Consider the following 15,832-nt stretch of genomic DNA (forward strand, 5'->3'; position numbering starts at 1 on the left):
TGTAACCACCTATGATTCTATCGTTTAGATAGTATTAAGTCGTTAGCCACCAAGAATCCCCTTGCTTTAGCTATGGGAGTGTGTCAATTATAAGAATCTATTTAAATTAGTGTGTTATATAGTGAGTTATGCATATAGTGTGTTATACATATAGAGAGTCGTACATATAATGAGTTTTAAAATATAAAATCTGAGATTTATAGATGATGTGGTTAGAAGTAGATAACAGGGGTAGAATCAGTAGATAACATAACATAAAAAAGAAGTTGCATCGAAAGGAGAAAAACTCTTTAGAGATGTAACTTCTATTGCAATTAAAGTTATGTTATATTGATAAAATTATTAAATTAACAAAATGTTTGTATCAAGGTAACTGCTTATTAATGAAACTATTAAATTGATAAATAAATAATCAGATACTTTATATAAATAAAGTTGTTTTAGTATTTAATTTGATTTTATTATACTTACTTTATATGTATGATAGCCTATATTTCCATTTCTGGAATTAGGCTTCTCATAGCCTCTATAGTTGTTTGTATAAGTTTGTCAAGTTCCCAATCAAGCATTTCTGCACCACTTCTTATAACGTCTCTAGAACAGCCAGCAGCAAAAGACTTATCTTTGAATTTCTTTTTAACAGACTTTAATTCTAAATCAGATACACTTTTTGAAGGACGCATTATTGCAGCAGCACCAATTAATCCAGTAAGCTCATCTACAGCAAATAAAACTTTTTCCATAAATTGCTCTGGTTTAACATCTGAGTCAGTTAATCCATATCCATGACTTACAGTAGAATCGATTATTGACTTATCTAAATCAAGTTCAGTCATTAATTCTCTTTGCTTAACACAATGTTCTTCAGGATACATCTCAAAGTCTAAGTCATGTAAAAGTCCAACGATTTCCCAAAATTCTACTCTTTCAGGGTCGTATTCTTTTGCATAATATCTCATAACACCAGATACAATTTGAGCATGTCTTATATGAAATTCTTCCTTATTGTATTTTTTTAAGATTTCCCATGCTTGTTCTAAATTTGGCATGTAACTCATTACTATCACTCCTCTAGCTGAATATTTTGAATTTTTATAAAGCTTGTTTTTCATTGATTATATCAATCAATTTCCAATACGTCAACACACTAATACATAATTTTGCGTTTAAATTCAGAAATTAGTGAAAATTAAAATTTTATCAGTGTATATGACACATTCGTATATTATGCTACAGTTATATAGTTTTGTATGTTTTGTAAAGTTAATACTAAAATTAAACATAGTAATGTATCTATGAATATAAATGTTATACTGATATTATTTATGAAAAATACAATTAGATATATAATAAAATCTCTATTTGTTGTACTTTGCACTTTTGTCTTTTAACATTACTTTTGAAATAATTGCTATAAAGAATGTAACTACACCAACGCCTATGATAATAATGTAAACTCTATCTGATAATAAATCAAAAAGTTTACCATATATGACCTGACCAAGAGGCATTGCGGCTGCTGTTCCTGAAAAAAGTATTGCCATTACTTTTCCTAACAGTTCATTTGGAGTTTCTAATTGAGTGATTGTTATGGCAAATATTGAGATAATTGTTGTCATGAAAAATATTAACATAGAGGATATTACAAGAAATAAAAATGGTACTGCCAACCCTGTTTCTAATATAGATGGATATACTGAAAATGCCATTGGAATAAACATCAGTGCACATACACAAAGATATATATATAAATTACTAATTTTTAGATGTTTAGAGAACATGCCAACACTTATAGCAGCTACTAGCGAACTAAATGATATTGCTCCCTGTGCGGTACCATATAAGGTATCATTAGCACCCATTGTTATTTTTATTATATAGGGGATACCTACAATTAGCATTGAAGTTAAAAAGAGATTTAATGCCATTGCTATAAATAATATTTTCAATAGAGTAGGATTTTCTTTACATATGTGGATAACACCATCTTTTATATCATTAAAGATAGATTTTATGATATTACCAGACTGTTCTTGTTTAACAAAAGGCATCTGAATAAATATTTCCATAATCGCTGATAAAAAGAAGCTTATACAACTGATAATTACAATAGCATTAATTCCAAGAATGCCATATAAAACACCACCTAGCACAGGTCCAGCGATATTTGTAAGAGATGCAACTCCAGCTACGATACCATTTGCATTCATTAAATTTTTACTATCAACTAGGATAGGCGTACTCGACTGAACAGTGGGTTGATACATCGTACTTATTACTGAAAGTAGGGTCATGATAATACCTACAAGCAGTATTGAACCTTTATTGTTAAATAAAAATAATGCTAAGACTAGAACAGTTAAACTACTTGAAAAATCAAAAATAACCATTAAATTTCTTTTATTAAATTTATCTGCAATAGCTCCACCAATAGGGGAACATATTATAATTGGAATTGAAGATACTGCAAGTATTGTGGCAAATATTCCTGCTTTTCCTGTTATATCAAGTATGTATAGAGATAAAGCGAATTTAAGTATTGAGGCACCAAACAGCGAAATTATTTGACCTAATACCATTAAGTTGAAGTTTCTGTTGAAAGTATTTAGTGATTTTGTCATATATACACCTACCTATCTAAAATTATTAAAATATTTATAATAATTGTTATAACACCAATTACTATTGGAAATGTTCTTTTTATCTTAATTCCTAACACTATCAAAAATATAGAAAATATTATAGATAGAATAGAGTAAAAAGGCATAAGTTCACTACCAGGGTCTACAAGTTTTGTATGTATGTTTAATTTTTCATTTACTTTATATATAGCATCGTTTAGTTTTTGTATTAGTTCAATCATAGAGACCTCCTAAAAGAATTTTAAAGCAATTTTAACAGAAAAACAAAATTTGCTATTTTGCTGTGTAATTCAATTTATTTGTTTATTTAATTTTATAGTTACTTATTCTACATAATCATTTATTTTACTTATATAATCTAGCAAAATTAGCACATCATATTATTCAAACATGTCATCTACAAGACTATCTATCATGAAATCAAATACTTCAAAATAGTTATATCCAATATCTTCTTTTAACAGTAGACTTGATAATAGAGCATTACAAACACCAAAGGCTTTTTCTTTCTCTATTTTTAGTTTAAAATCATATTTTTCAATTAAATCGTAGAAGCTTTGTATATTGTTATGTTCAAGCGTTGAAACCATATCTTTAGGTAATTTATTTAAAAAAGCAATAGAATCAGAATCTCTAGGACAATATAAGAATGGGTTTTTGTCATATAAGCGATATAACATCTTTAAAGATGCTACAAATCCTTCTTTTGCAGGCATATTATTCAATATTTCGTATATTGATGATATAAGTCTATTTTGAATTCCATTTAATACTTCAAAAAATAACTTTTCTTTTGAGTCAAAAAATGTGTAAAAAGAACCTTTTGCAATTCCTGCTTTTGAACAAAGTTCGTCAATATTAGTTTTTTTATATCCATATCTAGACCAGTGGTTTTCACATTCTAAAATTAATCTTTCTCTTATATTGTTTTTTTCAACTTCTGTAAAGCTTTTAGCCATATTTATCAATCCTTTCCATAAGCATGTATTATGTATGACTTAAAAAGTTTTTTTAGTCATACATATATGATATTGTCCATTTATAAATTTGTCAAGTATAAAGCTATTTATATTTATGTTATTTTTAATTTAAAAAATTAAACTATAGATTGTTTTTCAGTTAAATAGGTTAATAAATCATATATAAATTGATAAAGATAACTAATTTAATGAATAGATAAAAAGAGAAGTAGTAAACAAAAGTAGTTAGGATACCTTAAGAGAGAAGTATTTAAATTGCAGGGATATATTAAGATAAAATCACATAAATTACAAAGATACTTAAATTAAAAAAAATACTGATTATAAATTTTTTTTTGAGGTAAACGTTTATGAAAAAAAGAAATGTTTACATAACAAATAAATGGCTATAATTTAAATACATAATGTTATATCACAGAGAGGAATAAAAATATGTTTAATGAACTTAGAACAGAAGAAAATGTATATAAAAATTTAATAAATGGAAAATGGGTAGAATCCAATTCAAAAAAACCAATAGAAATTTACTCGCCAATAGATAATTCACTTGTTGGAAAAGTACAATCTATGACAAAGCATGAAGTAGATGAAGCTATTAAAAATACAAAAGAAAGTATGAAGGTATGGTCTGATATGCCTGTATATAAGAGAGCTAATATATTTCATAAAGCAGCTGACTTATTGCTAGAGAATATGGATGAAATAGCTAAAATATTGGTACTTGAAATAGCAAAAGATATAAAATCTGCAAGAGCAGAAGTTGAAAGAACAGCAGATTTTTTAAGATATACAGCAGATGTAGGAAAGAATATGGAAGGTGAAGCTATTAGTGGTGATAATTTCCCTGGAGGAACACGTAATAAGATGTCTTATGTTTCAAGAGTTCCATTAGGTACTGTCTTAGCTATATCTCCATTTAATTATCCTGTAAATTTATCCATGTCAAAGATTGCACCAGCACTTATTGGTGGAAATGCAGTTGTCCTAAAGCCTGCTACACAAGGAGCTATTAGTGCACTTCATTTAGTAGAAATTATGAGAAAGGCTGGTATACCAGATGGTGTACTTAATACAATTACAGGTAGAGGTAGCGAAATAGGAGATTATGTTGTAACTCATAAGGGAATCAACTTTATAAATTTCACTGGTAGTACTGAAGTTGGTCAACATATATCCAAAATATCTAAAATGGTACCATTATTATTGGAACTTGGTGGAAAAGATGCCGCTATTGTATTAGAAGATGCAGACTTGGATTTTGCAGCCCAAAATATAGTGGCTGGAGCTTACTCATATTCAGGTCAAAGATGTACAGCAGTAAAGAGAATTTTGGTTCAAGAGAGTGTGGCAGATAAACTAGTTGAAAAAATAAAACCGTTAGTAGAGAAGTTAACAGTTGGAAATCCAATGGATGAAGTAGTTATTACGCCTCTTATAGATAACAAATCAACTGATTTTGTTCAAGGATTAGTTGATGATGCATTGCATAAAGGTGCAAAATTAATAACAGGTAATGTTAGAAAAAATAATTTATTCTATCCAACATTGTTAGATAATGTAAGTGTTGATATGAAAATTGCTTGGGATGAACCTTTTGGACCAGTACTTCCGATTATAAGAGTTAAAGATATAAATGAAGCAATTGAAATTGCCAATCAATCAGAGTATGGACTTCAATCATCAGTATTTACAAGTGATATTGATAAGGCTTTTTATATAGCTGATAAGCTTGAGGTTGGTACTGTTCAAATAAATAATAAGACTGAGAGAGGACCAGACCACTTCCCATTTTTAGGTGTGAAGGCATCTGGTATGGGAACTCAGGGCGTTAAGTATTCAATTGAGGCTATGACTAGACCTAAGGCGGTAGTAGTAAATGTTAAGGGGCTGTAGACTGCTTATAAAAGAAGTAAAAAAAGTAAAGGAAATAGAAGAAATAAAGGAAATAAAATAAGTAACTAGAAATGTAAAAAAATAACTAGAGGTATGGATAAATAACTAGAAATATAAAGATAAAAGTATAAATATATAAAAATTAATATAAAGGCAGGATAAAGTGGAGGTATTAATTTTCTCCACTTTATATTTTGTTTTTTAAGATAAATCGATACATTTTTATATTAGCAAAAAATTAAATTTAAATTTTAATTTATAAAGTATTAAATTTATCTGTTATTTTTACAAAGTATAGATATTCATATCATTAAGAATATTAATATAAGAATTTTATAGTTAAATGTGCATTTAAAAATACAAAGCTATATAAAATAATTTCTATTATTTATTCTTTATTTTAGAACGAATCATGTCATATTGCTAATTAGTATATTTAAAATAAATATCTTTTAGAATGAATCATTTTATACCACTAATTAGTATATTTCTGAAACATAAGTTTTTCAAAATCCTTTATTGGTAATGGTTTAGAAAATACATAACCTTGTAACATATCACAGTTTATTTCTCTTAAAAAGTTTTTTTGAAAATTAGTCTCTATTCCTTCAGCTACAGTGGTCATATTTAACTTTTTTGATAAATCAATTATAGAAACAATTATATCTCTTTCCCGTTGAGAATCTAATCGTTCTGATTTAAAAAATGCTCTATCTAATTTTATAGTATCAACATAGATATCTTTAAGCATATTAATTGAAGAATAACCACTTCCAAAATCATCAATAGAACATTTAAATCCATTTTTATGAATCTCATTTATTATTTCACTAAACACTTTAACATCTTTAAATACAATCGTTTCTGTAATTTCAATTTCTATAAGATGTGGAGGGATAGAATACTTTTCAGCTATTTCTTTATATGCATTAATAAAATCTTTGAATGAAAAATGATAGCGAGACATATTCACAGAGATTTTTACTGCATTTAATCCACTATCAATCCATTTTCTTAAAGTACTACAAACTTCTTCAAACACATATAAATCCAATTGTACAATGAATCCATTTTTTTCAAATAAGGGAATAAATTCATTAGGAGGCATTATTCCTTCAACAGGATGAACCCATCTTACTAAAGCTTCTGCACCACATATAACTTGGGTGGATAATTCTAGTTTTGGTTGTAAATAAACCTGAAATTCTTTTTTCTCAAGTGCCTCATACATTCTGTTTTCTATATTCTTCTCAAGTATAAGTTTTTCTTTATCTGATTTACTATAGAAATTAAAAATACATAGCTCATGATTTTCAATATTCTTAATAGATTTAGAAGCTACATTTGCTCTATCTTGAATCTTTGTTATTTCCAAAGAAGTGTCATTAATTATATAGGCACCAGCAGTAAAATAGAGCATATATTTATAATCTTTGTTATCATTGAATCTATTAATATGTGTAACTATTGCGTTTAATCTGGAGTTGATATTTTTTTTATCTTCTTTTAGAAGAAGAGTAAAGTTGTCAGCAAAAATTCTAGTAACAAATTCACCTTCATTTAAATGTAATTTTATACAGTTGTAGATATATTTTAAAAGCTTATCTCCAGCAATATTTCCTGCTAAATCGTTTATTAATTTAAACTTTTGCATATTTAGCCAAACAAGAGTGTATGTGCCAGCTGGTGACAAACTTATGATTTCATTTGCTATTATATTAAACTGTGTGCGATTCATTCCACCTGTAGTCTGGTCAGTAAATGCTAGTTTTTCTAGTTCCTTATTATTTTCTTCAATAATTTTGTTTTGCTCAACTAATTTTGTAACATCTGAGTATATCAAAAGATAGATAGGTTTATCATCTTCCCAATCTATACATTCAGCTATGACTTGCATATGGACAATTTCACCTTTAAGATTCTGTGGAGAAATTGGAAAGCAAATATATTTTCCATTTCTAAAATCATCATAATATTTATAAATAGAGTCGAGGTAAATTTCTGAATTTATATCTTCTATTAAAAAATTTACTTTGTTTTTAAACATATCAAAATACTTTTTATTTGCATCTAATAGTTGGAAACCAAAATCAGTAACTTTAAATTTAGCAATAAGACCTGGAAAATTATTGTAAGTTACAGTTTGTTCTATTTGAGTCAGCATTTGTCTTGTAATATCAACCATGACAGAGTAGGAAACAGGGAATCCATCAACAACTTCTCCAGTTAAAAACCCCATTAATTTTATCCAAAGTTTTTTCCCATTACGATGTCTCATACGACCAAGGTGTTCGTATTTTCTCTCTCCCTTAGAGAAAGCTTTTGCGACATTATTCACAAGTTCATTCCAATCATCTGGATTTTCTTTGTAGAAAAGGTCACACTGGTTATGAAAAAGAGATTCATATTCCTCTTTTGTATAACCAAACATTTCATAATAACGATTATTAGCCCAAACCACAGTGTAATGTTCATCAATTAGATGTCTACTTACGCTTACATCTAATGCGTTCATTAAGAAGTCGTATTCAATATTTGTAAAGTCTGTGTCTTTTGACATTATCGGGCCTCCTCCACAATATACATTTTTTATAGATTAATTTCAATTAAGCAAAAACATAATATATAAATTATTAATAATTTATATATTATAACTAGAGATGTAATAATAGTTTTATTTGACTGTTACTTATTTTTAAGCTTATTTTCATACATCAAGGAGTCTGCTTTTGCTATTAAAGTTTCAGTATCAGATATTCCGTCCCATTCAACTAGTCCATAACTAATAGAAAGTGTATAAGGGTAATCTTCAGTGTTACTTAATTTTGATAGTTCATGGTTAATATCAATCATTATTTGCTCTGCTTGGGAAGTAGTTATCTTGTATAAAAGAAATAAGAATTCATCTCCACCATACCTAAACAATAAAGATTGTTCTATATTTATACATTTTTTTATTATTTGAGCAGTAGTGGATATGTATTTATCTCCAAACTGGTGTCCAAATTTATCATTTACAATTTTTAAATTATTTAAATCTGCAAAACATAAAGTAAATTCATAGTTATTAAATCTCCATTCTGATAGCTTTTTATTTGCAAAAGGCCTATTATAAAAACCAGTCAATAAGTCTTTATATACAGTATCACTCAATCTTTTAATTTCATCTTCTATTTTTAGACTTTCCAAATAATCTAGTTGGTTTTTAATATCATAGCCCTTAATTTGAGTGATTCTAAAGCTATATTTTTCTGCAATATAGTTACCTATTAAAACCATTATGGATGATTTAATTCCATATAACTTCAAAATTAATGTGTTTTCAACAGTATAGTATACCATTAGACTCAGGCACAAATATAGATACATTACAAACATAAGACTCAGTAAAAAAATTAAATTTTTTTTATCTTCTAAGATATTTTCAAAGCTAATCTGAGTATTTTTATAAATTTTATAATAAAAATATAATCCTGTAACAATAAAACTAAATGCTATAGGAAATACTCTGTAAATATTTGTAATAGAGTTACTATCAAATAAATATGCTGGCATATCTAAGACTATCGAAATTAATGACCTGAAAAATATATTTATTGACAGACCAATAATAGTACAGTTTAATGAATAAAAAAAGGCTTTTATGTTAGACATGGAGTAAGTTACTTTAATCTGTGTAAATAAAACTAACATAAAAATTGTCCAGTTTATAATTAAATTTAACCTTAGATAGGTACAGATTAAAAAAATTGAATAATTAAATAAAGAATATATAATATATATTTTATATTTGTTTTTAGAGTTATCAGTTATAGCATCAAGATATTTAAAAAAATTATAGTGATAAAGATAATAAGATAAATAACATGGTAACGTTGTTAGGATAATTATCATATACATTTTCATTTTAGTTTTTGTTCTTTCTATGATTATTTTGTTTATCAGTATACATTCTAATATCTGCAGTATTAATAATTTCTTCTAGAGTCATTTTATTTTTACTGGATACCTCTACAATACCATAACTAAAAGATATCTGATTTTTCATGGTATTACGTATTTTATCCATGACTTCTTTTGTAATATTTTCACTATATTGAGGCATAATCACTATAAATTCATCTCCTCCTATTCTAGCAAATATATCTTCTGTTCTTAAATTGTCAATAACTATATTTGAGAAGCTAATAATGTAGCTATCTCCAGCCAAGTGTCCATATGTATCATTTATTGTTTTTAACTTATCCAAATCAATATATACTAATGAAAATAATAACTTATTATCAATATAAGATTGCATTTTTTCAAAAGCAAATTTTCGAGTATATGCTGATGTTAAATCATCAATATTAGCCTTTTTATTTAATAAGTCAACTCTTAATAATTGTTCATATTTTGTTATTTCTAATTTATGGTGTTCTTTTTCTAAATAAATATTTTTTTCAATAGAATATATATGATTAATAAATATAATTATTTGTAAAGCTAATAATATATTACTTCCAATTATAAAGTAGGAAGTTAAAGCCTTTGGAGGTGAAAGTATAACCTGTATGCTGTCAAACAAGATATATCCTATAGCAAACCAAATAAACTTTGAAAACAAATTAAGTTCTATATTATTTTGAACTAATATAAAAACATGTTCTTTTATTTTATCTATACAATACAACAAGATAAAAATTAAAGTATAAGCTATTAAAATACTAATTAACCTATAGTATGTATCCATATATAGGGTATATAAGCTTGTATTTTCCAAGAGTGATATTACACTTAAAGTAATAAGGTGAAAAATATAAAAACTTATCACTGACATATTAGATATAAAGTATTTATTAGCATTTTTATTATTTATTAAAAATGCCTTATGATTCATTAGATGAAATAATATATAAAATAGTGGTAATGGTAATTTTGTAAACATCATTATCAAAAAAATTAATGGTTTTATTAAAAATATTGATTTATAATTTTTATATGGTGATACAGTTTTGTTTTGGGCAGATAATATTCTGCATATATAAATATTACAGAATTCAATTATTGATATAATAGCTATAGCTAAAAAAATATAGTATTTCATAGTAAATCCTCTTTTAAAGTGAAATTGTGTTTAATTAAAATAGAATAAGTCTAATGTATTCAAATTTTGCGAATCTTAGTTGTATATCTACAAATTGCTTTAATATGATTATATTTTTTTATCATATGTGTTTATGTTATAGAGTATTTCAATCTTGTTCACCCATTTTATATTACTACCATAATTCTATCTGCTTATTCTGTAAAATAAGTTAAACCATTTCATTGTTAAATATATGTATATATTCATTAGAAATTTGCATTATTGACAATTTTCTAACTCATTTATAAATAATGGTAGGATATTTTACAGTGTTATAAGATTATAAAACTTAGACCATATATATAAATGGTTCATAATAATTATAGTTTATAGCATAAAAATAAGCAACTATTTTAAATTATTAAAGAGGAAAAAATATGAAAAAAAAACCACAGTATTTAATTATTTTTCAATGCTTAATTCAGCAAATTTATACAGGCAAAATTGTAGTTGGAGATAAACTCGACTCCATTCAAAAAATGTCTAAAGAATATATGGTATCAAAAAATACCATAAAAACAGTAATTAAAATGTTATCAGAAGAAGGTTTTATAGAAACAAAAGCTGGTGCTAGACCAGTATTGATTCATAATGTAAGTGAAAAATTAGTGGAATCTGAATTGGTGTATGAGAAAATTTTGCAAATAGCAGATATGTATCAAGTTTTTAGCTTAATATTTCCTGCGCTTGCTGTTTATAATATAGAGCGATTTACATCAAAAGACTTGCAAGAATTATATGATATTATCAGCTATATGGAAAAAAATAATTCAAACCATTTTATATTTAGAGAGCAAAAACTAAAATATATAAATAAACTAATCAGCAAGTCAAATAATTTACTTATTCATTCTTTTTGTGATATTATTCAGAGTAATGTAATGGTTTCACAAATAACCTATAGTATTGATAAATTAGATGATAGTTCTGTAGATTTTTTTCGAGATAAGTATATTGAACAAATAAAGCAGGTTTATTTATATGTATTAAATAGAAATTTTACTGCACTTAAACAATTATTAATTTATATGTATGAAAAAAATAGGGAATTTACTTTGGAAATTGTAAAAAACCGTATTTCACAGGAGAAAGCTAGAGATAATTTTAGTTCTATGGCATTAAAAAATTGTTATCTATATGATTTAATTGTTTCTGATATCATATCTCAAATTTTTGAAGGAAATCTTAAAACAGGGGATTGTCTACCATCTATTAATTCTGTAATTAGTAAGTATAATATATCTCTTCCAACAGTTAGAAGTGCATATAATGAATTAAATGAATGTGGAATCGCTAAAACAATTAATGGAAAGGGAACATATATAACTCTTTTTTCTGAGTATACTGATGATTATATTAAAACAAAAGAAGGAGCTAAAAGATTAAAATTGCTTTTAGATGCTATGGAGTTTGTTACAATTACATTAGAAGATGTGGTACTTTTAGTGGGTGAGAATATAGATTCTGTGGTGATAGAAAATATAGAAGCTCATTTAAGACATTTACAAAAGAATTCTGAAGAATGCAATATCTATCCAGATTTCGTTTTGCTATGTAAAATAGTGGATTGTTCAGAAATTTATATAATGCAAGAAATATTTATGCATTTAAAGCAATATATTGTATTTGGGATTTATATAGAGCGATTTTTTCCTGAAAAATATCCCGAAATTTTAAAAACACGTTTCGGGATATGTTTTGAAATATTGATGTACTTAAAAAAAGGTGATGTTAAAGGATTTTCAGTAGCATTTTCAAATCTTTTTAAGAAGTCTTTTCAACAATTGAAAAAATGTTATGTCTATATAGAAAGTATAATAGAAGAGTGAAGTTAAAAGTATCATTAAAGACAATATAGAGATAGTATAAATTTTATTTATCTTGTACGTATAATAGGCTAGATAGTGGATGTTTTATGGGTGGAGCAGTTGAAAGCATCCATTATTAATTTTTAAATGTTTATTTAACAACAATACATATTTTACTATAAAAAAAGGTTCACTCTAATTAGGGTGAACCCTTTTTATTATTTATCAGAATTAGATTTTTTATTTATATGGGATAAATAGTAACTGTCATCAAAAATAATTAACATACACTCTAAAATTATTATAAAATTTCCAACTCCATATACAGTCCAATATTCTTTAAAATGAAGGTAAATCTCCCTTCAATGCTATTAGATTTGTAATAAACGCATAGAATTAGCACTTCTAAAAGCAGAACCTCTACTTAAATATCTATCATAAGCCTCTCTATCGTATTTAGTTATATATGTACACAAACCTTCTTCATAATTATCTCCTTCAAAATCTACAAAATGAGATAAATACATATATACTACCTCATCATTGTATTTTGGAGCTCCTACCTCTTGATTTTTTCTAGCTGCTGACATAGCATATGAATTTGCTGTTGTTGCTACGAAAAAAGTAGTTGCTAGTGTTAAACTTAATACCTTTGATTTAGTTTTTTTCATTTGTTTTCCCCCTCAAATAACTTTACATTATCCTACGATTTAATTATTTATAGAATTTTTATCAACTTTATACTTATGCTTTAAATTAATAGTAATAGCAATTGCTGTTGCTATTATAAACTCGCTTAATATTACACCTGGATTCCAAATTTCAAAATAGAAGTGTCCAATAATATATATAGCGAATGCAATTAAGTATGTGGCTAGACAGCTTAATACAATAAATAAGATTTTATCCTTTTTTATTTCCTTTTCAACTAACTGCTGTTGCTGTTTTTCTAGAATTTCTGTTCTAATTGATATCTCATCTATTTCAGATGGCTTCAAAAGATAATCTATTGTAACATTAAATATTTCGCTTAAAGCAATTAACTTTTCTGTTTCTGGAACAGATTGACCTGTTTCCCATTTTGATATACTTTGTCTTGATACATTAAGTTGTTCTGCTAAATTCTCCTGAGATAGATTATTTGCTTTTCTTAGTTTTAAAATTTTTTCAGATATATCCATTTTATTTTCCTCCTCAATATTTCTCAATCTTTATTCTAAAATATTAACAAATATACAAGTTGCACACTATCAATCCTACTATGTTTTTTGTCAACTTTGAGTTGCATCTTTGTAATAATAGGCATTTTATATAAATTTTATTATTTGATAAAGTAGCTTAAAGTTATGAATTCAAGAAAATTTTAATATCTAAGTATAGTACAGGGGATAAAATTAGAGGAATGAATCTTTTGGTATAAGCTTAAAATATTACTAATTACTAAATAAAACTCCCAAGCTCATTTGAATTTGAGAGTTATTTATTGCAAAACTAGACAAATTAACTGGAATGGAAAAGAAGAAAGTGCTATTCCATTTGTAACAAGTGAACCCCTACCTGTTGTTCCAGTTGAGATAAATGGAAAAAGAATAAATGCTTTTATTGATACTGGTGGTGCAATGTTTGTTGCGGATAGTAAACTTACAAAAGAGCTTGGTATTAAAACAGCTTCAAAGAAAGAAGGTACATTCCAAGGAGGTAATATCGTCGAAGTTGGTTTTGGTCAAGTTGACTCACTTACTATAGGAGATGTAAACATGAAGAATGTCCCTGTAATGATGGGTTCATTTGAGGGATTTGAAGAAGCATTTAAAGGTAATGCGTCAAATGTTCATGGCGTTATTGGTACAAGTGTATTGAAGGAATTTATACCTACAATTGATTATTCTAGTGGCCAGTTAGTATTAAGACCTAGAAATGAAGTAGGTATGGCCAATGCCAATAAAATGCTTGCCAACGATAAAGTATTAGAAGAGATTCCATTCACGCTTGCTTCTACTCATTACATGTATGCTAAAGGTTCAACAAATCAGAAAAGTGGAATGAACTTCTTTATGGATTCAGGGTTTGCTAATGGAGAAGATGCTGGAATGCAACTACCTAAAGAAACAATGGACTTAGCTGGGATTCCAATGCCTGAGTTAAAGTCAGCTTCTGAAGGACAAAGTAGTGGAATGGGAGGAAGTGATTATAAAGACGGTACTTTTGAAATCTCATCATATGGTCTAGGTAGCTTGCAACTGGAAAATGGATTTGGGAACTATACAACAGGTGAGGAATCCAGATATTATGAGGAAGTTGGATTCTTTGAAGATGGTTTGATAGGTCATAATTATTTGAAAAACTATAAATGGTCAATTGATTTCGATTCTAGGAAGATGACTTTCAGTAATCCTAAATAGTATATAGACTAAAGACTAAACAGTATATAAATAAAACTTAGTTAACACTGCCTTTTATTGTAAAAACTATTATTAAAACATTACATGTATTTTAACAACACGACAGTACAAGAGATGTATTGTCATGTTGTTTTATTTATAATATAAATTATTTGTAAACCATTTAATTATCTTAATCATCATTCAAATTTATGTTTACTTGTATAGTTATCAACACTTATATGATATTGATTAAATCTAAAAGAATGTAGGTTTAAATTAGATGATTCTGTTTTCCTTTTTTATGTTTATGTATAGTTCGATTCCTAAAATAATTATTTTAACATTGTTGAAATAGAAACAAAAGTTTAATATAATATTGTTAATGCACTAACGGGTGGGAGGACAGGCTATGAATAAAGAAGAACAGGTCATAATGGGTTTCAGGGACTTATTAAACAAGATGGTTTGGCTTAATAAATTTAAGATGGAAGAAAGTCTTAAAGGTTATAAATCTTCTGAAGTACATTGTATCGAATACATTGAAAGAAATGTAGATTGCAACGTGACAAAGCTTGCAGAGCACTTTTATATGACTAGAGGTGCAATAAGTAAGCTAACTAAGAAACTCATAAAAAAAGGAATTATCGAAAGCTACCAGAAGTCTGATAACAAGAAAGAAATTTATTTTAGACTTACTGAACAGGGGAAAGCAGTTTATAAAATTCATGAGGGACTGCACAATGAGTTTCAAGAACGTGATAAAGCTGTATTTGAGCAGGTAACTGACGAACAATTTGATATTATGATTGGCTTTGCGGAAAATTACAATAGGCATCTGGATGCAGAAATAAAGAAACAAGGTATAATATTAAGTCAAAATAAATTAGAATAAAGAAATTGAAACTATAGACAGCCCAACTCTATTGAGAACGGGCTGTATTTTTATTGCTATTATTTTGTTGACAAGGAAACAAAATGGTGGTACGATAAATATGTT

The 15,832-nt window shown here is 26.9% G+C and carries 13 protein-coding genes; 4 read left to right on the top strand and 9 right to left on the bottom strand.

Annotated elements, in window-relative coordinates; translation table 11 throughout:
* Positions 1–488: 488 nt before the first annotated feature.
* The 4 genes from KGF41_RS12525 to KGF41_RS12540 form a co-directional block, all read right to left on the bottom strand.
* Positions 489–1,058: a hydrolase gene (locus KGF41_RS12525; RefSeq protein ID WP_227856707.1), complete on the bottom strand. Its 570-nt coding sequence runs from the start codon at positions 1,056–1,058 to the stop codon at positions 489–491.
* Positions 1,059–1,358: 300 nt separating this feature from the next.
* The gene (locus KGF41_RS12530; RefSeq protein ID WP_227856708.1) at positions 1,359–2,621 is read right to left on the bottom strand and encodes an MFS transporter; all 1,263 of its coding nucleotides are present in this window, start codon (positions 2,619–2,621) and stop codon (positions 1,359–1,361) included.
* An 8-nt stretch (positions 2,622–2,629) separates the two neighbouring features.
* Positions 2,630–2,863 carry a hypothetical protein gene (locus tag KGF41_RS12535; RefSeq protein ID WP_227828810.1) on the bottom strand — a complete coding sequence of 78 codons (234 nt, stop codon included), beginning with the start codon at positions 2,861–2,863 and terminating at the stop codon, positions 2,630–2,632.
* A gap of 159 nt (positions 2,864–3,022) precedes the next feature.
* On the bottom strand, positions 3,023–3,601 hold the full coding sequence (locus KGF41_RS12540; RefSeq protein ID WP_227828809.1) for a TetR/AcrR family transcriptional regulator: 579 nt from the start codon (positions 3,599–3,601) through the stop codon (positions 3,023–3,025).
* A 453-nt stretch (positions 3,602–4,054) separates the two neighbouring features.
* Here KGF41_RS12540 and KGF41_RS12545 point away from each other — a divergent pair, with 453 nt between their 5' ends.
* Complete coding sequence (locus KGF41_RS12545) at positions 4,055–5,515, top strand: NADP-dependent glyceraldehyde-3-phosphate dehydrogenase (protein ID WP_227856709.1); 1,461 nt, start codon at positions 4,055–4,057, stop codon at positions 5,513–5,515.
* A gap of 475 nt (positions 5,516–5,990) precedes the next feature.
* On the opposite strand, the gene KGF41_RS12550 is transcribed toward KGF41_RS12545, so the two are convergent.
* The 3 genes from KGF41_RS12550 to KGF41_RS12560 form a co-directional block, all read right to left on the bottom strand.
* A complete protein-coding gene (locus tag KGF41_RS12550) occupies positions 5,991–8,075 on the bottom strand; it encodes an EAL domain-containing protein (RefSeq protein ID WP_227828807.1) in 2,085 nt (694 codons plus the stop codon).
* A gap of 125 nt (positions 8,076–8,200) precedes the next feature.
* Positions 8,201–8,857: a GGDEF domain-containing protein gene (locus tag KGF41_RS12555; RefSeq protein WP_227854768.1), complete on the bottom strand. Its 657-nt coding sequence runs from the start codon at positions 8,855–8,857 to the stop codon at positions 8,201–8,203.
* Between the two features lie 565 nt (positions 8,858–9,422).
* Positions 9,423–10,247 (bottom strand): GGDEF domain-containing protein, encoded by an 825-nt coding sequence (locus KGF41_RS12560; protein ID WP_227828805.1) that lies wholly within the window; start codon positions 10,245–10,247, stop codon positions 9,423–9,425.
* Positions 10,248–11,020: 773 nt separating this feature from the next.
* On the opposite strand from KGF41_RS12560, the gene KGF41_RS12565 reads away from it, so the two are divergent.
* Positions 11,021–12,472: a GntR family transcriptional regulator gene (locus KGF41_RS12565; protein WP_227828804.1), complete on the top strand. Its 1,452-nt coding sequence runs from the start codon at positions 11,021–11,023 to the stop codon at positions 12,470–12,472.
* Positions 12,473–12,822: 350 nt separating this feature from the next.
* On the opposite strand, the gene KGF41_RS12570 is transcribed toward KGF41_RS12565, so the two are convergent.
* Positions 12,823–13,122 (bottom strand): hypothetical protein, encoded by a 300-nt coding sequence (locus KGF41_RS12570; RefSeq protein ID WP_227828803.1) that lies wholly within the window; start codon positions 13,120–13,122, stop codon positions 12,823–12,825.
* Between the two features lie 39 nt (positions 13,123–13,161).
* The gene (locus KGF41_RS12575) at positions 13,162–13,632 is read right to left on the bottom strand and encodes a helix-turn-helix domain-containing protein (RefSeq protein ID WP_227828802.1); all 471 of its coding nucleotides are present in this window, start codon (positions 13,630–13,632) and stop codon (positions 13,162–13,164) included.
* Between the two features lie 282 nt (positions 13,633–13,914).
* Here KGF41_RS12575 and KGF41_RS12580 point away from each other — a divergent pair, with 282 nt between their 5' ends.
* Positions 13,915–14,853 carry a retropepsin-like aspartic protease gene (locus tag KGF41_RS12580; protein ID WP_227856710.1) on the top strand — a complete coding sequence of 313 codons (939 nt, stop codon included), beginning with the start codon at positions 13,915–13,917 and terminating at the stop codon, positions 14,851–14,853.
* Between the two features lie 391 nt (positions 14,854–15,244).
* Positions 15,245–15,727: a MarR family transcriptional regulator gene (locus tag KGF41_RS12585; protein WP_227840410.1), complete on the top strand. Its 483-nt coding sequence runs from the start codon at positions 15,245–15,247 to the stop codon at positions 15,725–15,727.
* Positions 15,728–15,832: the final 105 nt, after the last annotated feature.

It is taken from the genome of Clostridioides sp. ZZV14-6150, from assembly GCF_020657875.1.
Lineage (GTDB): Bacteria > Bacillota > Clostridia > Peptostreptococcales > Peptostreptococcaceae > Clostridioides.

Bases quoted from the DNA above. Each gene is read 5' to 3' on its own strand.
- KGF41_RS12565 (WP_227828804.1), top strand. From the start codon at position 11,021: ATGAAAAAAAAACCACAGTATTTAATTATTTTTCAATGCTTAATTCAG.
- KGF41_RS12555 (WP_227854768.1), bottom strand. From the start codon at position 8,857: ATGGTATACTATACTGTTGAAAACACATTAATTTTGAAGTTATATGGA.
- KGF41_RS12585 (WP_227840410.1), top strand. From the start codon at position 15,245: ATGAATAAAGAAGAACAGGTCATAATGGGTTTCAGGGACTTATTAAAC.
- KGF41_RS12525 (WP_227856707.1), bottom strand. From the start codon at position 1,058: ATGAGTTACATGCCAAATTTAGAACAAGCATGGGAAATCTTAAAAAAA.
- KGF41_RS12535 (WP_227828810.1), bottom strand. From the start codon at position 2,863: ATGATTGAACTAATACAAAAACTAAACGATGCTATATATAAAGTAAAT.
- KGF41_RS12530 (WP_227856708.1), bottom strand. From the start codon at position 2,621: ATGACAAAATCACTAAATACTTTCAACAGAAACTTCAACTTAATGGTA.
- KGF41_RS12575 (WP_227828802.1), bottom strand. From the start codon at position 13,632: ATGGATATATCTGAAAAAATTTTAAAACTAAGAAAAGCAAATAATCTA.
- KGF41_RS12560 (WP_227828805.1), bottom strand. From the start codon at position 10,247: ATGGATACATACTATAGGTTAATTAGTATTTTAATAGCTTATACTTTA.
- KGF41_RS12545 (WP_227856709.1), top strand. From the start codon at position 4,055: ATGTTTAATGAACTTAGAACAGAAGAAAATGTATATAAAAATTTAATA.
- KGF41_RS12540 (WP_227828809.1), bottom strand. From the start codon at position 3,601: ATGGCTAAAAGCTTTACAGAAGTTGAAAAAAACAATATAAGAGAAAGA.
- KGF41_RS12550 (WP_227828807.1), bottom strand. From the start codon at position 8,075: ATGTCAAAAGACACAGACTTTACAAATATTGAATACGACTTCTTAATG.
- KGF41_RS12570 (WP_227828803.1), bottom strand. From the start codon at position 13,122: ATGAAAAAAACTAAATCAAAGGTATTAAGTTTAACACTAGCAACTACT.